Raw genomic sequence first — 14,396 nt, 5'->3', positions numbered from 1 at the left:
AGTTGCGCACAACTGTTTCAACACCGTCATTGCGAGGAGCGAAGCGACGAAGCAATCCAGACTGTCTCCTTTGAAAGACTCTGGATTGCTTCGCTGCGCTCGCAATGACGGGCGTTGAAACTGCTGCGCGCACCTCTTCGTGATGTCTCCCCCGGCGATGCCGGAACTCGCGCGCGGCGTTATTCGCCATTGACAAACTCATTCGCTAATATCTAATTTGCTGCCAGAACAACCGGCCGCGCCAGGCGGCCCATAAAAGAGAGGGAAGAACGATGAGAGGGCTTTTGGCCTGCGCCATGCTCGCGGCCATGACATCGGCCGCCATGACCAATGTTGCGAACGCGCAAGTCTCCGACGACGCGGTCCGGATCGGCGTGCTGACGGATCTGTCGAGCTGGGGCCGCGACAACTCAGGGCCAGGCTCGGTCGAGGCCGCAAAAATGGCGGTGGAGGAATTCGGCCCGACCGTGCTCGGCAAGCCGATCGAGATCATCAGCGCCGACCACCAGATGAAGACCGACGTCGGCGTGCAGATCGTGCGCGGCTGGTTCGACAACGGCAAGGTCGACGCGGTCGTCGACATCCCCAATTCCGGCATCGCGATCGCCGTGCACAACATGGTGCGCGAACGCAACAAGATCGCCCTGCTCTCCGGCCCCGGCGCGAGCTCGCTGACCGACGAGCTGTGCAGCCCGAACACCGTGCACTTCACCTACGACACCTACGCGCTGTCGAAGGTGACGGCGTCCGCCGTGATCAAGGAAGGCGGAAAATCCTGGTATTTCATCACCGCCGACTATGCCTTCGGCCAGCAGCTTGAGAAGGACGCCACGCGCTTCATCAACGAGATGGGCGGCAAGGTGCTCGGCGGCGTCAAGCATCCGACCAACACCGCGGACTTCTCCTCGTTTGCGCTGCAGGCGCAAAGCTCGAAGTCCGACGTCGTCGCTTTCGCCAATGCCGGCCAGGACACCGATAACGCGATCAAGCAGTCCGGCGAGTTCGGCCTGGTGCAGGGCGGCCAGAAGCTCGTGGGCTTGCTCATGTTCGACACCGACGTACATGCGATCGGGTTGAAGGCCGCGCAGGGCACCTACATGACCACGGCCTCTTACTGGAACATGGACGAGGCGACCCGCGCCTGGTCCAAGAAATTCTATGAGCGCACCAAGGTGATGCCGACCATGATCCAGACCGGCGTCTATGGCTCGGTGCTGCATTATCTCAAGGCCATCAAGGCCGCCGGTACCGACGATCCGGCCAAGGTGATGGCCAAGATGCGCGAGCTGCCGATCGAGGATACGTTCGTGCACGGCGGCAAGCTGCGCGAGGACGGGCGCGTCATCCGCGACATGTATCTCGCCAAGGTGAAGACGCCCGAGCAGTCCAAGGAGCCCTGGGACTATCTGGAGATCGTCAAGACCGTGAAGGGCGAGGACGCCTTCCGCCCGGTCTCCGAATCCAAATGTCCGCTCCTGAAGAAGTGAGGTCCAGATGACCGGCAACGAGCGCAACGCAAGCGAAACATACGAGTGCGATGTGCTCGTGGCCGGATCGGGGTGCTCCGGCATGTCGGCCGCGATCACCGCGCGCTATCGCGGTCTCGACGTGCTGATCGTCGAGAAGGAGCCGCGCTTCGGCGGCACCACCGCCCGCTCCGGCGGCTGGCTGTGGATTCCCGGCACGTCGCTGGCGAAGGCCTATGGCATCGCGGAGACGGCAGAGCAGGCGCGCACTTATCTACGGCACGAGGCCGGCAACAATTTTGACGCCGCGCGCGTCGATGCGTTCCTGAGCGCCGGCCCTGAAGCCGTCGATTTCTTCACCACAAAAACCGCGCTGCGCTTCGACATGCCGCTGGTCTTCCCTGACTACCACGCCGAAGCGCCTGGCGGAGCGCAGGGCGGCCGCTCCATGGTGACGCGCCCGTTCGATGGCCGCGAGCTCGGTGACTCCATCAAGGCCCTCGGCATGCCCCTGCCCGAGCTCACCGTGTTCGGCATGATGCTTGGCTCCGGCAAGGAGATCATCCACTTCATGCGGGTAACGAAGTCGCTGACCTCGGCGGTTTATGTCGCAAAACGCCTGTCGCGCCACCTGATGGACGTGATGCGCTACGGCCGCGGCATGACGCTGACCAACGGCAATGCGCTCGCCGGGCGTCTCGCGAAGTCGGCGCAGGATCTGAAGATTCCGATGTGGCTGTCCTCGCCAGTGCGCGAGCTGACGGTCGAAAACGGCGCGGTCACCGGCGCGATCGTGTCGCGTGAGGGCCGCGACGTGCGCGTCCGCGCGCGGCAGGGCGTCGTGCTCGCCTGCGGCGGCTTCCCGCACGACGTCGAACGGCGCAAGAAGATGTTCCAGCATGCGCCGACCGGCGTTGAGCATTTTTCGCCGGGACCGACCGGCAATACCGGCGACGGCCTGCGCCTTGCTGAAAGCGCCGGCGGGCGTGTCGAGGATCGGCTGCCGAACGCGGCCGCATGGGTGCCGGTGTCGCTGACCACGCGCAAGGACGGATCGAAGGGCGTGATGCCGCATTTCATCGACCGCGCCAAACCCGGCGTGATCGCGGTGATGCGCGACGGCAAGCGCTTTGCCAATGAGGGCAATTCCTATCACGACTTCGTCCAGGCCATGATCAAGGCCGCAAAGCCTGGCGAGGAGATCGCGGCCTATCTCGTCTGCGATCACCCGACACTTCGAAAGTACGGCCTCGGCTGCGTACCGCCGTTCCCGATGCCGCTGGGTCATCACCTCGATACCGGCTATCTCATGCGCGGCGACACGCTGGAGGCGCTCGCGGCGAAGGCCGGCATCGACGCCAAGGCTTTCACCGAGACCGTCAGGCAGTTCAATGCGACCGCCCCGCTGGGGCACGATGCCGCCTTCGGCAAGGGCTCAAAAGCCTATAACCGTTACCAGGGCGATGCGCTGCACGGCCCAAACCCGTGCGTTGCCCCGATCGAGAACGGCCCGTTCTACGCCATCAGGATGGTGATCGGCGATCTCGGCACCTATGCCGGCATCGTCACCGACGAGAATGCGCGGGCGCTCGACGCCGAGGGCCGGGTGATTCCCGGGCTCTATGCCGCCGGCAACGACATGGCGAGCATCATGGGCGGCAATTATCCCGGCGCGGGCATCACGCTTGGGCCGGCGCTGACCTTCGGCTACATTGCCGGCCGTCATCTCGCCGACAGCGCCACCAAGCGCGACGCGGCGTAGAGTATGATCCGGACAAGTGTGCAGCGGTTTTCCGAAAGGATCATGCTCAAACAAAAACTCAGGCGCATCGGAGGCGCATGAAGAGAGAAAGCCGTGGCATCCAGTCGATCGAGGTCGGCGGAGAATTGCTCCGCGCGCTCGCCAGGAGCGGCGAGCCGATGATGCTGCGCGATCTCGCCCGCGAGGCCGGCATGACGCCGGCCAAGGCGCATCCCTATCTCGCCAGCTTCTCCCGCATCGGCCTGATCGAGCAGGACGAGACCACCGGCCGCTACGAGATCGGCGCGCTGGCGCTGGAGCTCGGCCTGATTAGCCTGCGACGCCTCTCCGGCGTGCGCATCGCGCGGCCGAAGATCGCGGGCCTTGCGAGCCAGATCGGCCACGCCGTCTCGCTCGCGGTCTGGGGCACGCATGGCCCGACCGTGGTGCAGCTGGAAGAGCCCGGCCAACCCGTGCACATCGTGATGCGTGCAGGCTCGGTGATGGCGCTGCTGGAGACCGCCACGGGCCGCGCCTTTGCCGCGTTCCTGCCGGAGAAGACCATCAACGCCGCGCTCGAAAGCGGGCTCGACCGCCACGGCGTCGGCTACAATCCGAAGCGCGCCGTGAAAGGCGCCAAGGTCGCCGAGATGCTCACTGAAGTCCGCAAGCACGGCCTCGCCCGCGCGCTCGGCGATCCCCTGCCCGGCGTCAATGCGTTCGCAGCACCCGTGTTCGACCATTCCGGCCATGTCGCGCTGGTCATCACCGCGATGGGGCCGGAAGGCACGTTTGATGCGCGCTGGGACAGCCCGATCGCGCATGCGCTGCGCGACTGCGCCGGTGGGATTTCGAAGCGGCTGGGTTACGGGATGACGATCGCCGCAGAGTGAGGCGCCGCTAGAGCGGCGCCACCCTCACCTCTTCCGCCGAGATCGATCCGCTGTCGACGACCAGCGCGACCGCGCCACCCGTCAAGGGAAGCTCGCCGGCATCCTGCACGCTGAACAGCTTCTTGCCGTCGACATACGCCTCGATCCCGGTGCCGAACACGCGCAGCTCGACCTTGTATTTGCGGTCGAGCTCCCAGGCGAAGCGCTCGCTGGCGAGCACCACTTCGTCATGCACCCGCTTCACCAGGCGCACGCGGCCGCCCTCCGCGTGATCGAACATCAGCGCATAATAGCGCTCGCGGCCCTGCACGCGTGCGGCGAGGCCCCAGGCATTCGCAAGCAGCGGCGCGATCTCCGAGGTCACGCGATAATCCTTCCAGTCGCGTGAGCCCTGCGAGATGAAGCCGAGACCGTCGCCATTGGTGACGCGCAGCCCTTCCCAGCGAGTCTGGAACTGGCTGACATTGTTGACCCAGGCGTGCTTCCACATCGTGCTGAGATTGTTGTCCGGCCGCTTCAGCACCGTGTCGGCCGCACCGCCCCAGGTCAGGTAATCCAGATACAACGTGCCGTCGACGCCGAGCGGATCGAGCGTCTCGATCTCGATGCCGATCTCGAAGACCGGATAGGCGTGCGTCTCCGGCACCTGCCAGCTCAGCACGGCCTCGCAACCGCCGGTCAGCTCCTGCGCATCGCCATAGATCTGCACCAGCTCGTCGCGCTCGTCATAGACGCTGGCGAAGAGGCGCGCGGCGACCGTGCCGCTGTCCGTCTCCGACTCCAGCCGACATTCGACGCGCTGCCCGGAATAGAGAGTCGGACAGGAGACCAGCTGATAGGTCGGCATCGTGAACACCTCCTTGTCGAAGAAGGTCGCGCTGGCGATGCGCGCCACGCGACCCGGCGCGAGGCGGCGGAAGTCGATCGCAAGGCTGCGCTCGCCGGTCCGGCTGTGGCCGGCGACGTTGCTGAGCTCGGCCTCGTGCAGCCGCGCCGGCGAACCATTCTTGACGTGGAAGCCCTGCAAGCTGCCCGGGAAATTGAAGTTGAAACGAGCACCGTTCTTGGCAACCGCGAGTGCGGGCGCACCGGCGAGCGCCAATCCCGCCGCGACCAGCGACTGCGTCTCGATCACCGCATCGGTGATCGCGGCACCGCCATCGGCGCTCGAGATGTACATACGGTCGGCGATGGGGGTCCGGAAATCAGGTCCGGCGTCGAGGCCGGCAAGGCCGGTGCGGATGCCGAACAGGCATCCGACATTGCCGGCGTTGCAATCGGTGTCCCAGCCGGCCGTGTTGGCGATCCGCATCGCCTCCAGAAAGCTGTTCTCGCCGTAGAGCGTTGCCAGGATGATCAGCGCATGGTTCGGCACGACATGGCAGTTGCCGAGGAATTTGTCGTAGCCATAACGCTCGGCGATCAGCGCGCGCGTGCGCTCCCAGTCGTTGCCGTTGTCACCGGCATGCCAGTCGCGGACGTCGTTGACGACGCGGCGGATCAACGCGTCTTTCGGCACGAAGGCAAGGCCCGTGTCGATCAGCTTCTGCACGTCGCGCTCGACGAAGGCCTGCGCCTCCATCGCCGCGAGCAGTTTTGCGGCATGCACGGATTCGCCGTCATGGCTGACACGCCCGGCCTGGTCGGCGAGATAGGCGGCCTGCTCGGGATTGCCGGGGCTCACCATCGCCCAGCCGTCGATGAAGATCTGCGCGCCGATCTGCTCGGCCGCCGTGGTGCCGTTCAGCTCGATCGAGCCGCTCTGCGGCGCTGATATGCCGGACTTCAGGCGGAGATAAGCGGTGTGTTCGGTGGAATTGCCGATGCCGCCCCACCATAGCACGGCACGCTCTTCGACGATGTAGTTCAACCAGGCCTGGCCGATCTGCTTTGCGGTCAGGCGCTTCGGATAGCCGTTGTCGGCGAGCGCGCGCGGAAATGCAAAGGTGCCGGAGACGTCGTCGTCGGTGACGACCAGATGGTGCGAGCGCAGCGCGACGTCGCGGCGCTCGTTGACGTAATAGTTGATCGGCCCGAGCTCCTGCATGATGCGCTCATAGGTCCAGCCCTCGAAGGGCCGGCCGAGATAGACGCCGATGAGCTTGCCGAGCACGCCGGCATAGACGCGCTCCGCGTAATCATGAGGAATAGAGGTCACTTGTTCACTCCCGCGTTCAATCTGCGTCGCCCGGTCAGACCGACGAGCGTTGCATGATCTCGAATTTCAGCTCATGGCTCCTGCCGGGCGCCTCGAGTCCGCCCGGCGCAAGCCGCTTCACCAGCGTCCTCGCCGCCAGCGCGCCGAGGTCGAACTCCGGCTGCCGCACGGTGGTGAGGCCGAGCAGCTTTGCCACCGGAATGTCGTCGAAGCCTGCGATTGCGATATCGGTGGGAATGGACAGCCCCGCGCTGCGCGCCGATTCCATCGCACCGAGCGCCAGCACATCGCTGGCGCCGAACACGGCGGTCGGACGCTCGCCCTTGCGTTCGAGCAGGCGCTTCATCGCGCGCGCGCCGGATTCTTCCGAATAGGCGCTGTCGGTGATGAAATCGGGCGTAAGCCCTGCTTCGCGCATCACTGCGCCGTACCCCTGCGCGCGGCGCTGGCTCGGGCCGAATTCGGCCTGGATCATGGTGATGCGGCGATGCCCGCGCGCAATGAGGAGCCGCGTCATCTCGGCGGCGGCTTCCGCGTTGTCGATATAGACGCTGTCGATCGCGAGCGGCCCGTCCGGCTTGTGCCGGCTCTCCAGCCGCACCAGCGGAATGCCCTTGCGTGCGAGCACCGCAAGCTGCGGCACGCGCAGATGAAAGAAGGTCGCAACGACGCCGTCGGCGCGGCCTTGCAGCAACCAGTCGATCGCGCGCGCCTCGCGCTCGGGCTGCCCGTCGGTGTCGAAGATCAGCACGTCATAGCCAGCCGGCGCCGCAACGGTCTGCAGGCCGCGCACGAGGCCCGGATAGAACGGGTTGGTGATATCAGGAATGACGCACGCGAACGTCATGGTCCGTGCGCTGCGCAGCATGCGCGCCGGATGGTTCGGCCGGTAGCCCAGCTCTTGCGCGACTTCGAGGATGCGCGTGCGCGTCCCCGGTGGGACGGAGGGCGTCTCAGCTTTGTTCAGGACGAGTGACACCGCGGCCTGCGAAACGCCGGCCGCGAGCGCAATATCCTTCTGCGTGGGGCGGGACGGCGCCGCTTCGTCGCGCCCTTTCCCCCGCTTCGTCCTCGTTGTTGACGTCGCCATCGCGCCTAGTTATACGTATTACTAAGGCAAAATCAACAATTGCCACCGTGCCCCGAGGAAACCGAGGTTCTTCGCCATGACCATGACCCGACGCCAGCTCGTTGCTTCCATTCCCGCCGCGGCTCTTGCGGCAGGCCTGCCGCGCGGTGCGTACGCCCAGGACGGGCGCAAGGTCGTGACGTTCTGGTTCGGCCAGGCGAATTCCGACGGTCAGGCTGCGCTGCGCAACGATCTGGTCGAGGCCTTCAATGCTTCGCAGGACAAATATCTGCTCCAGCTCGAAGTGAAGGGCGCAGCGGTCAACAACCTGCTGAAGGTCGCCCTCGTCGCCGGCAACGGCCCTGACATCGTGCAGACCGCGGGCCCCGCCTATCTCACCGCGATCGCGAATGCCGGCCAGGTGCTGCCGCTCGACGATTTCGCCGGGAAATACAAGTGGAAGGAACGTTTCCTCGCACCGCTGCTCAACACCAGCGTCTATGGCGGCAAGCTCTATGCGTTGCCGCGCGACTACGAGTCGATGCATCTCTTCTACAACAAGGAGCTGTTCAAGCAGAACGGCTGGAAGCTGCCGACCAACCGGCAGGAGATGGAAGAGGTCGCAGACGCCGCGCTCGCCAAGGGCATCATCCCCTTTGGCGCCGGCAATGCCGACTGGAAGGGCGTCAACGAGTGGCTGATGACGGTGTTCTTCAACAACGTCGCGGGCCCTGACAATGTCCGCAAGGCGCTCTCGGGCGAGCTGCCCTGGACAGCGCCGCCTTTCGTCGAGGCCGTCGAACTATCCAAGGCCTGGTACAACAAGGGCTATTTCGGCAAGAATTACTTCTCGCTGACGATTGAGCAAAGCTTCCTCCAGGTCGTGAATGCCAAGGCCGCGATGGCGTTCAGCGGAACCTGGTCGTTCGGCACCAAGTCCTACGGCATGTCGAAGCCCGACACGGTCATGGACGTGGCGCCGACGCCGACGCTCGGCTCGGCCTTCACGGGGTCGCTGGTGCATCTGGCCTGCGGCGCGACGCTGTCGATCGCGAAAACCTCGCAGAACGCGGAAGGCGCCGCCGCCGTGTTCGAGTTCATGCTCACGCGCAAGTTCTACGAAGCGATGAACCGCGACTGGCCGGGGAAGTGGGCGCTGCCGGTCAAGGATCTGCCGCCGGAGATGCTGAGCGGTATCGGCTATCCGCTGTTCGAGAAGACCATCGCGAATTTGCACGAGGCCTTCAGCAAGGGACAGTACGGCTTCACCACCTGGACATTCTGGCCGGGCGCGACCAACTCCTACCTCATCGAGGGCATCGAGCAGGTCTGGCTCAACAAGATCGCGCCGGATGCCTACCTGACGCGGATGCAGACGCTGTTCAGCCAGGAAGCCAGGGAAGGCAAGGTGCCGCCGCTGCCGCCACGGACGGCCTGATCTCGAGATGTGGCTGTTCGCGCTCCCGGCGCTGCTGATCAATATCTGCATCATCCTGGTGCCCGCCGTGCTGACATTCACGGCGGCGTTCTTCATCTGGGATGGCGTCGGGACGCCGGTTTGGGCGGGCCTCGCCAATTTCCAGAACATGGCCGCCGATCCCGTGTTCTGGTCGGCGCTGACCAACAACTTCATCTGGACCGCGATCTTCCTTACCGTTCCGGTTTGCCTTGCGCTGGTGATGGCCGCGGCGCTGCTGATGGCGCCGAAGGCGCGCATCGTCGTGCAGTCGATCATCTTCCTGCCGCGCATCATCGCGGTCGCAGTGACCGGGCGCATCTTCCAGGGCATGATCTTCAGCCCGGCGACCGGAATCGTCGCGTGGCTGAACGAGCACGGCTTTTCGATCTCCGATCCCCTCGCCGACCCCGACCGTTCGCTCTACGCGGTTGCCGCGGTCGACATCTGGCACTGGTGGGGCTTTCTCGCCGTCGTCTTCCTGGCGGCGATGCGGCAAATCAGCGTCGACCAGATCGAGGCGGCGCGCCTCGACGGCGCCGGTTTCTTCGCGCTGTTCCGCTACGTGCTGCTGCCGGGCATTCGCCCCACGCTGACACTCATGCTCATTCTCACCGTGATCTGGTCGTTCCAGGTGTTCGAGTTCATCTTCATCGTCACCCGTGGCGGCCCCGCCTATGGCAGCGAGGTGCTGGCGACGTTTGCCTACCGCCACGCCTTCTTCGAGGGCGACGTCGGCCAGGCCGCGGCGGCGGCTTGCGTCATGAGCCTGTTTGGCCTCTGCGCCACCGCCATCTATCTCTGGCTCCAGATCACCGACGACGCACAATCGACATGATCGGAGATCGCTGGAGCAGGACGTTCGCCCTCGGGCTGATCGGCGTCGCGTCGTTCAGCTCTCTGCTGCCGATCGTGCTCGCCGTGATGAACGCGCTGAAGACGACGGTCGAGATCGGCAGCAATCCGCTGGCGCTGCCGATCCAACTGCACTGGGAGAATTTCTCCTCGGCCTGGCGCAACGCCCAGCTTGGCCCGAGCCTGCTGCACAGCGCCGAGGTCGCGATTCTGACCATCGTGATGGTCTGCGTCACCGCGACGCCCTGCGCCTACGTTCTGGCGCGGCAGAAGGGCAAGTTCTGGCGCTTCATCACCTTCTACTTCATGGCCACGATCACCGTCCCAGTGCAGCTCTACCTCTACCCGCTCTATTTCATCTTCGCGAAGCTCGGCCTCGTCAATTCGATTCCCGCCGTGGCGCTGATCTACACCGCGATGTTTTCGCCCTTCGCGATCTTCCTCTTGCGTACCTATGCGCTGGCTATTCCCGTCGCGCTGGAGGAAGCGGCACAAGTCGATGGCGCAAAGCCGTGGCAGACCTTCTTCCACGTGATCCTGCCGATGATGCGGCCGGGACTGCTCACGGTCGCCATCATCGTCGGATTGAACGCCTGGAACGAGTTCGTCATTGCCGTGACGTTCCTGCAGAACGACAGCAACGTCACGGCGATCGTCCGCTTCTACAATCTCACCGGCCAGTATTCGACCGACTGGGGCGAGATGCTCGCCGCAGCCGTGACGATCGTATTGCCGATCGTCGTGATCTTCGTCCTGCTGCAACGCCAGTTCATCGACGGCATGACGTCGGGCGCGGTGAAGTCTTAAAGCGCGCTGAGATCAGGATGAATCGTCATCGCGCTTTAGCTTGTTGCTTGCGCATGATCTCCGCGCAAACGCGTTCCGCGTTTGTCGCGAGGGAAAACCGCTGCGCACTTTTCCGGATCATGCTTTAGGCCCTACTTGTCCTTCACCGGCACCGTGTAGTTCAGGATCAGCCGGCCGCCATCCGGATAGATGGTCTGTCCGGTGATGTAGGACGCATCGTCGCTCGCGAGAAACGCGACGACGGAGGCGACCTCGCTTGGCTCGCCGCCACGACCGGCCGGCGTGCGTGACATCACGGTCTTGCGGGCCTCCTCCGAGGTGTAGATCGACGACGCCACCATGTCGGTCAAAATCGTCCCCGGCCCAACCGCCACGACGCGGATATTGTGCGGGGCGAGCGCAACGGCAGCGACCGACGTCAGCTGCTTCATGCCCCCCTTCGACATCGCATAAGTCGCCAGCGCCGGGATCGCCAGCAGCGCGTTCACCGAGGACATGTTGATGATGACCCCACCGCCACCCTGCGCGATCATCTGCTTCGCCGCGGCCTGCACGCCGAAGAACGCGCCCTTCAGGTTGATGCCGATGATCTCGTCGAATTCCGCTTCGGAGATCTCGAGAATGTCCCGGTTGCGGGCGACGCCGGCATTGTTGACCATGATGTCGAGCCGGCCGAATTCCTTCACGGCGGTGGCGACAAGCTGATCCACATCAGTGCGCTTGGCGACATTGCCAACGACAGTCCGCAAGGCGTCCGGCCGCCCGAGTTCGGCGGCCGTCTTGGCCAGACCATCGGCATCGACATCCGAGATGACGACCTTGACGCCGTCGTCGAGGAATCGCTTCGCGCAGGCCTTGCCGATGCCGCGTGCTGCGCCGGTGATGGCGGCGACCTTGCCGGATAGTTTCATGGTCTTACTCCAGGATAGCTGCTCAGGCAGCGAGCTATCCCGGATAAGACTCCGGTTCAAGCCGCCGCAAACCCGAGATGAGCACGGAACCGGTTCTTGATAAAGACGGCATCGCGCGAAGGCAGCGAGCGCGGTGGATTTTCGGCCTTGACCTTGATGACAAAAAGCCGCGGGCCAGCGGCCGGTGCGGCGATTTGCATGGCGAGGTGCTCTACCTCCTCGAGCGTCCGCACGGTTCCGGTCGCGGCGAAGCCGCAGGCCGTGGCGATCGCCGTCAGATCGACGCCGCGGCCGGTGTGGCTGGCCTGCATCCCGGTCTCGCCAAAATGCTGGTTGTCGATCACGACGATTTCGAGATTGCGCGGGCGCGCGACGCCGATGGTGGCGATGCCGCCGAGGCCCATCAGTTGCTCGCCGTCGCCGGTGAGAGCGAGGACGCGTTTGGAAGGCTGCGCCTGCGCGAGACCAAGCCCGATCAGCGCGGCGCCGCCCATGGCGCCCCAGAGATAAAAATTGTCGTCGCGGTCGCCGGTCGCATGCAGATCGTAGGTCGGCGAGCCGAGGCCAGAGACCACCAGCGTGTTCTTGCGATCCTTGAGAAGTGCCGCGACGGCGGCGCGGCGATCGAGCTGGGAAGGATTGGACATCGAGATCACCACTTCTTCTTGCCGATCAGGCGCTGCCCGATCAGGACCGCGATCTGCTGGTCGGACTCGTAGGCGAGCGAGGCTGCGGATTCGACGGTCTCGACCAGGTCTTCCGCCGTCTCTGCGCGCATCACCTTCAGGCCGATCGCCTCCAGCGACGGCTGTGTCGCCCGGCTCATCGGCACCTGCCAGGGATTGAACTCGGCCCATTCGCCGCGCATCGTCACCAGCATCAAGAGCGGGAAGCGGCCGATCGCCGACAGCGACAGCATGTTGATGCAATTGCCGACACCACTCGATTGCATCAGCAGCACGCTGCGCTGCCCGCCCAGCCAGGCGCCGGCGGCGATCGCGATGCCTTCCTCCTCCGTCGTCAGCACATTGGTGGTGACGTCGCGGTCGGCCGAGAACAGGCGGATGAGCTGGCTGTGGCCGGCATCCGGCACATAGGACATCTGCCGGACATCGGCGGCCTTCAGGATGCGATAGAGCTCGGACGGCCAGTCGTCGCCAGCGCGAGCTTCGGGACTAAGTTGAGGGCTGTGCACCGCGTGTCTCCGTGAATTTCGAGCAGCACGCTAGCGATGTTCGCGCGCAAATGCTCTGACCGTCTGGCATGAACAGATATCGAGGGATTGTATAGCTGCGCATTGCTGCGCCCTCTCCCCTTGTGGGAGAGGGCATCGCCGCGGGTCGACAAATACTCACTTGGGTGAGGGGTCTTTTTCGCCGCAATCATATGCATCCATACGCGCGGAGAGATACCCCTCATCCGGCGCTTCGCGCCACCTTCTCCCACAAGGGGAGAAGGAAGAAAGGAAGAACCTCAATTCGCCGCTGATCTCGCCGTGGCCGGCATATAGATCTGCGCGTAGCCTTCCTTGATCGCCGACGTGATGCGGTCGAGGCGGCGGTCGATGTGCTTTTCCAGCACCGACACGCAGGCTTCCTCATTGCGCGCTTTCAACCCTTCGACGACGGCGCGATGCTCGGCCTGGGTGTTCGAGCGGTTGACGCGGTCCATGTCGATCCAGCGCACGAAGCGGATGCGGGCGTTGACGTTGCGCAGGACGCGCAGCATCTCGGCATTGTTGGACATCGCCATCAGCCGTTCGTGGAAGGTCTCATCGAGCTCGACCAGCTCCACCGAGGTGCGCTCGCCGGGATCGGGACCGGTGGCCTCGAGGAATTTCAGGAGCGCGTCGATGTCCTCGTCCTTCGCGCGCTTGACGGCGAGGCGGACCGCGGCGACCTCGATCGACTTGCGCAGCTCGTAGAGGTCGAAGATCTCGTGCGCGTCGAGCTCGCGGCAGAAGAAACCCTTGCCGGGCGTGAAGCGCAGGAAGCCTTCGGTGTTGAGCCGGTTGAGCGCTTCACGCAGCGGCGTGCGGCTGACGCCGAGGCGCTTTGCCAGCTCACCCTCGTTGAGCCGCTCGCCCGGCTTGAACTCATAGCTCACGGCCATCGCCTTGAGCTGCTCATAGACGCGATCGACGATACTATCGGAAGTCAGTTCCACGTTGCTCATCATCAACTGCATTCAAGCCCGAACACGATCCAAATATACCGGGGCCGAGCGGACCGTGGCAATCCAAACGACTCGTTAGCGAGGCCTGTTCAGACCTTTACGACAGCAAGAATCAGGCAAAGGCGCGCGGGCGCAGCCCAGCATGAAACCAGGTGATCATGGAATAGATGTCGTAGACGGGCAGCCCCACCTCGGCCTGCAATGCCGCCGCATAGGGCGGCATGTTGGTGCATTCGAGCACGATCGCGCCGACATCGGGGTTTTTGGCGACGAGCTCCTTGCCCGCCTCGACCACGTCCCGCTCGGCCTGGGCGATGTCCATGTCGTCCTTCTCGGCCTTGATCAGGACGCGGAAGAATTCCTTGCCGTGCTCGGTGCCGACCAGCGGCGTGTCGAGCGGCACGCCGGCGCCTTCGAGATGGGCCGGCGTCAGGGTCGAGCCCGACACCGTGACGAGGCCGACGCGCTTGCCCGGCGGCAGCGTCGCCTGCACCCATGGCACCTGCATCAGCGACGAGGTCGCGACCGGCACGCCGACGGCGGCCGCGATCTCCTTCTGGAACAGCGAGAGGAAGCCGCAATTGGTGGTGATGGCCTCGGCGCCGAGCCGAACCAGGTCCTTCGCCGCGTCGATGAAGTCAGGCAACAGGCCCGCGGCGCCCTTCAACACCACCTTCTCCGGCGAGGCGCCGCTCACCACGCGATAGAGCACGGGGAATGGCCAGGTCGTGCCGTTGCCCATGTCGCCGGGAATGCGGGGGAAACGCGCTTCCAGCATCAAAATGCCGAGCGGCGCGCCGTAGATCGCCTTACCACCATGGGCAATGCGGGAAGATGCCTTGGCTGGACTGGTCATGATGCGACC

At 64.6% G+C, this 14,396-nt stretch carries 13 protein-coding genes; 6 read left to right on the top strand and 7 right to left on the bottom strand.

Features of this window, described 5'->3' with window-relative positions:
- The first annotated feature begins 272 nt into the window (after positions 1 to 272).
- The 3 genes from AAFG16_RS10755 (at position 273) to AAFG16_RS10745 (ending at position 4,100) form a co-directional block, all read left to right on the top strand.
- The gene (locus AAFG16_RS10755) at positions 273 to 1,487 is read left to right on the top strand and encodes an ABC transporter substrate-binding protein (protein WP_283084518.1); all 1,215 of its coding nucleotides are present in this window, start codon (positions 273 to 275) and stop codon (positions 1,485 to 1,487) included.
- A 7-nt stretch (positions 1,488 to 1,494) separates the two neighbouring features.
- Complete coding sequence (locus AAFG16_RS10750; protein ID WP_342739087.1) at positions 1,495 to 3,228, top strand: FAD-dependent oxidoreductase; 1,734 nt, start codon at positions 1,495 to 1,497, stop codon at positions 3,226 to 3,228.
- A gap of 77 nt (positions 3,229 to 3,305) precedes the next feature.
- Entirely contained in the window at positions 3,306 to 4,100 is a 795-nt protein-coding gene (locus AAFG16_RS10745; RefSeq protein WP_342739086.1) for an IclR family transcriptional regulator, read from the top strand.
- Between the two features lie 7 nt (positions 4,101 to 4,107).
- On the opposite strand, the gene AAFG16_RS10740 is transcribed toward AAFG16_RS10745, so the two are convergent.
- Both AAFG16_RS10740 and AAFG16_RS10735 read right to left on the bottom strand, forming a co-directional pair.
- The gene (locus AAFG16_RS10740; protein ID WP_342739085.1) at positions 4,108 to 6,258 is read right to left on the bottom strand and encodes an ADP-ribosylglycohydrolase family protein; all 2,151 of its coding nucleotides are present in this window, start codon (positions 6,256 to 6,258) and stop codon (positions 4,108 to 4,110) included.
- Between the two features lie 34 nt (positions 6,259 to 6,292).
- Positions 6,293 to 7,237 carry a LacI family DNA-binding transcriptional regulator gene (locus tag AAFG16_RS10735; protein WP_342739084.1) on the bottom strand — a complete coding sequence of 315 codons (945 nt, stop codon included), beginning with the start codon at positions 7,235 to 7,237 and terminating at the stop codon, positions 6,293 to 6,295.
- A gap of 187 nt (positions 7,238 to 7,424) precedes the next feature.
- Between AAFG16_RS10735 and AAFG16_RS10730 the strand changes: the two genes are divergently transcribed.
- From AAFG16_RS10730 to AAFG16_RS10720, 3 genes are read left to right on the top strand one after another with little or no spacing between them, the layout of a single operon-like run.
- A complete protein-coding gene (locus AAFG16_RS10730; protein WP_342739083.1) occupies positions 7,425 to 8,765 on the top strand; it encodes an extracellular solute-binding protein in 1,341 nt (446 codons plus the stop codon).
- A gap of 7 nt (positions 8,766 to 8,772) precedes the next feature.
- Entirely contained in the window at positions 8,773 to 9,621 is an 849-nt protein-coding gene (locus AAFG16_RS10725) for a sugar ABC transporter permease (RefSeq protein WP_283084512.1), read from the top strand.
- Entirely contained in the window at positions 9,618 to 10,445 is an 828-nt protein-coding gene (locus AAFG16_RS10720) for a carbohydrate ABC transporter permease (protein ID WP_342739082.1), read from the top strand. Before AAFG16_RS10725 ends, AAFG16_RS10720 begins: the two co-directional genes overlap by 4 nt.
- 131 nt (positions 10,446 to 10,576) lie before the next feature.
- On the opposite strand, the gene AAFG16_RS10715 is transcribed toward AAFG16_RS10720, so the two are convergent.
- The 5 genes from AAFG16_RS10715 to AAFG16_RS10695 all read right to left on the bottom strand — a co-directional run bounded on the left by AAFG16_RS10715 (position 10,577) and on the right by AAFG16_RS10695 (position 14,387).
- On the bottom strand, positions 10,577 to 11,356 hold the full coding sequence (locus AAFG16_RS10715; RefSeq protein ID WP_342739081.1) for an SDR family oxidoreductase: 780 nt from the start codon (positions 11,354 to 11,356) through the stop codon (positions 10,577 to 10,579).
- 56 nt (positions 11,357 to 11,412) lie between these two features.
- Positions 11,413 to 12,003 (bottom strand): thiamine pyrophosphate-dependent enzyme, encoded by a 591-nt coding sequence (locus AAFG16_RS10710; RefSeq protein ID WP_342739080.1) that lies wholly within the window; start codon positions 12,001 to 12,003, stop codon positions 11,413 to 11,415.
- A 5-nt stretch (positions 12,004 to 12,008) separates the two neighbouring features.
- Complete coding sequence (locus AAFG16_RS10705; protein ID WP_283084508.1) at positions 12,009 to 12,551, bottom strand: thiamine pyrophosphate-binding protein; 543 nt, start codon at positions 12,549 to 12,551, stop codon at positions 12,009 to 12,011.
- Between the two features lie 278 nt (positions 12,552 to 12,829).
- The gene (locus AAFG16_RS10700) at positions 12,830 to 13,531 is read right to left on the bottom strand and encodes a GntR family transcriptional regulator (protein ID WP_342739079.1); all 702 of its coding nucleotides are present in this window, start codon (positions 13,529 to 13,531) and stop codon (positions 12,830 to 12,832) included.
- A 112-nt stretch (positions 13,532 to 13,643) separates the two neighbouring features.
- Positions 13,644 to 14,387: an aspartate/glutamate racemase family protein gene (locus AAFG16_RS10695; RefSeq protein ID WP_342739078.1), complete on the bottom strand. Its 744-nt coding sequence runs from the start codon at positions 14,385 to 14,387 to the stop codon at positions 13,644 to 13,646.
- Positions 14,388 to 14,396: the final 9 nt, after the last annotated feature.

This window comes from Bradyrhizobium sp. B117 (assembly GCF_038969555.1).
Classification (GTDB): domain Bacteria; phylum Pseudomonadota; class Alphaproteobacteria; order Rhizobiales; family Xanthobacteraceae; genus Bradyrhizobium.
Note: the sequence above shows the minus strand (reverse complement) of the source record. Positions and strands in the feature narration are given on the sequence as shown.

What these genes read in the sequence shown, in the direction of transcription:
- AAFG16_RS10745 (WP_342739086.1), top strand. Translation starts at nt 3,306, where the DNA reads ATGAAGAGAGAAAGCCGTGGCATCCAGTCGATCGAGGTCGGCGGAGAA.
- AAFG16_RS10730 (WP_342739083.1), top strand. Translation starts at nt 7,425, where the DNA reads ATGACCATGACCCGACGCCAGCTCGTTGCTTCCATTCCCGCCGCGGCT.
- AAFG16_RS10700 (WP_342739079.1), bottom strand. Translation starts at nt 13,531, where the DNA reads ATGAGCAACGTGGAACTGACTTCCGATAGTATCGTCGATCGCGTCTAT.
- AAFG16_RS10750 (WP_342739087.1), top strand. Translation starts at nt 1,495, where the DNA reads ATGACCGGCAACGAGCGCAACGCAAGCGAAACATACGAGTGCGATGTG.
- AAFG16_RS10720 (WP_342739082.1), top strand. Translation starts at nt 9,618, where the DNA reads ATGATCGGAGATCGCTGGAGCAGGACGTTCGCCCTCGGGCTGATCGGC.
- AAFG16_RS10695 (WP_342739078.1), bottom strand. Translation starts at nt 14,387, where the DNA reads ATGACCAGTCCAGCCAAGGCATCTTCCCGCATTGCCCATGGTGGTAAG.
- AAFG16_RS10710 (WP_342739080.1), bottom strand. Translation starts at nt 12,003, where the DNA reads ATGTCCAATCCTTCCCAGCTCGATCGCCGCGCCGCCGTCGCGGCACTT.
- AAFG16_RS10725 (WP_283084512.1), top strand. Translation starts at nt 8,773, where the DNA reads ATGTGGCTGTTCGCGCTCCCGGCGCTGCTGATCAATATCTGCATCATC.
- AAFG16_RS10755 (WP_283084518.1), top strand. Translation starts at nt 273, where the DNA reads ATGAGAGGGCTTTTGGCCTGCGCCATGCTCGCGGCCATGACATCGGCC.
- AAFG16_RS10715 (WP_342739081.1), bottom strand. Translation starts at nt 11,356, where the DNA reads ATGAAACTATCCGGCAAGGTCGCCGCCATCACCGGCGCAGCACGCGGC.